3 protein-coding genes are annotated in these 1,362 nt (G+C 32.5%); all 3 read right to left on the reverse strand.

The genetic code is table 11. The features are described from left to right. Positions 1-76: 76 nt before the first annotated feature. A complete protein-coding gene (locus F3G98_RS10235; protein ID WP_149726140.1) occupies positions 77-745 on the reverse strand; it encodes an AAA family ATPase in 669 nt (222 codons plus the stop codon). 21 nt (positions 746-766) lie between these two features. Beyond that, positions 767-1,066: a hypothetical protein gene (locus tag F3G98_RS10240; RefSeq protein WP_103568037.1), complete on the reverse strand. Its 300-nt coding sequence runs from the start codon at positions 1,064-1,066 to the stop codon at positions 767-769. A 60-nt stretch (positions 1,067-1,126) separates the two neighbouring features. Then, positions 1,127-1,362 (reverse strand): hypothetical protein (locus F3G98_RS10650; RefSeq protein ID WP_188117009.1); only part of this gene is annotated, 236 nt, incomplete at its 5' end.

The following is a 1,362-nucleotide window of genomic DNA, read 5'->3' on the forward strand; positions in this document are numbered from 1 at the left end:
CAATCCGAATTCAAAGGCACTAATAGTTATCTCTAAAGCTTCACCAAATCCTTTTCTAGCTAAAAAAGTAGAAGCACTACGTGAATATATTAGCGAAATTGACAAGTTCGTTAAAGAAGCCTTCGAAATCAAGCTTTGCGTTTTCGTTATCTTTGCAATATTCGCTCACACCCATTCCTGCTGAAAAGGCATTTCTATATGCCTCGCGTTCATAGATTATGCTATTTGCTAGAAAAATATCTTCTAACTTCTTTTCGCTAATATATTCACGTAGTGCTTCTACTTTTTTAGCTAGAAAAGGATTTGGTGAAGCTTTAGAGATAACTATTAGTGCCTTTGAATTCGGATTGTAAATTTTCGCTTGATTAAAAACTAGTATCATTTTGTTCAAAACGGCAATATCAAGATCGCTCGGAATAACTGGGATAATAGCAATATTGCAAACAGCTAACGCTTGTCTCATTTCTTGGCTATCACGTCCACCAGTATCAATTACTACACTATCATACTTTTGCTTTAAGCTTTGTATCTCTTTTAGCATCGATGATCCAAGTTTTGAAACAGCATTAAATAGTAGTGGTAAATTTGCATCAGCTCTAATATCAGTAAAAACATCTATACTTCTTTGAGGATCAGCGTCTACTAAAAGAGTGTCATCTTTCATAAGACCTAATTTTATGGCTAAATTTATAGCAATATTTGTTTTTCCGCTACCACCTTTTTCATTGCAGACTGCTATTACCATTTTTTATCCTTTAGACTATGCTTATTGTTTTTTAGTTCCGTATTTCTCGACTAATTTTTCCCATTTACTTGGCTCATTTCCCCATTTTTGAGTCAACCTTGATTTTCTGTCATATGCAGTTTGGCAGTTTTTCATTTGTGTTGTATTTAAATTTGCATTTTTGTTTAACTCGCACCACTGAACCAATTCTACTAGCAATTGTTCATTATCCCTTAAATATTCAAATGTATATTCTTTATCGCCATACTTAGATCCTTCGCCACAACCAATAAGCATGATTGTTGCTGCTGCACCAAGTGCAATTTTGCCTAGTAATCTCATCTTTTTTCCTTTGTATTAAATTATTTTTTACTATATTAAATTATTTTAAAATTTAATATATTAATAGTCACCATCTGTGACAAACTCATATTCTATTTGCCATTTTCCACCACCAAAGTGTAGATCGTTTTTAACTAATGGACAAGGTAAAAATGCTCCATCTCCTTGTGTTACCATTTCACTAAAACGAGGTAGTTTTTTTTCATCAAAACCATTCTCTAAAGCTTGATTTGAAAACATTAATCCCTCTCTTATTCTTTTTAAGAAATATTTATATCCCAACATATTGTTAAAGC

This window comes from Campylobacter concisus (assembly GCF_902460895.1).
Lineage (GTDB): Bacteria > Campylobacterota > Campylobacteria > Campylobacterales > Campylobacteraceae > Campylobacter_A > Campylobacter_A concisus_BC.

What these genes read in the sequence shown, in the direction of transcription:
- F3G98_RS10235 (WP_149726140.1), bottom strand. Translation starts at nt 745, where the DNA reads ATGGTAATAGCAGTCTGCAATGAAAAAGGTGGTAGCGGAAAAACAAAT.
- F3G98_RS10240 (WP_103568037.1), bottom strand. Translation starts at nt 1,066, where the DNA reads ATGAGATTACTAGGCAAAATTGCACTTGGTGCAGCAGCAACAATCATG.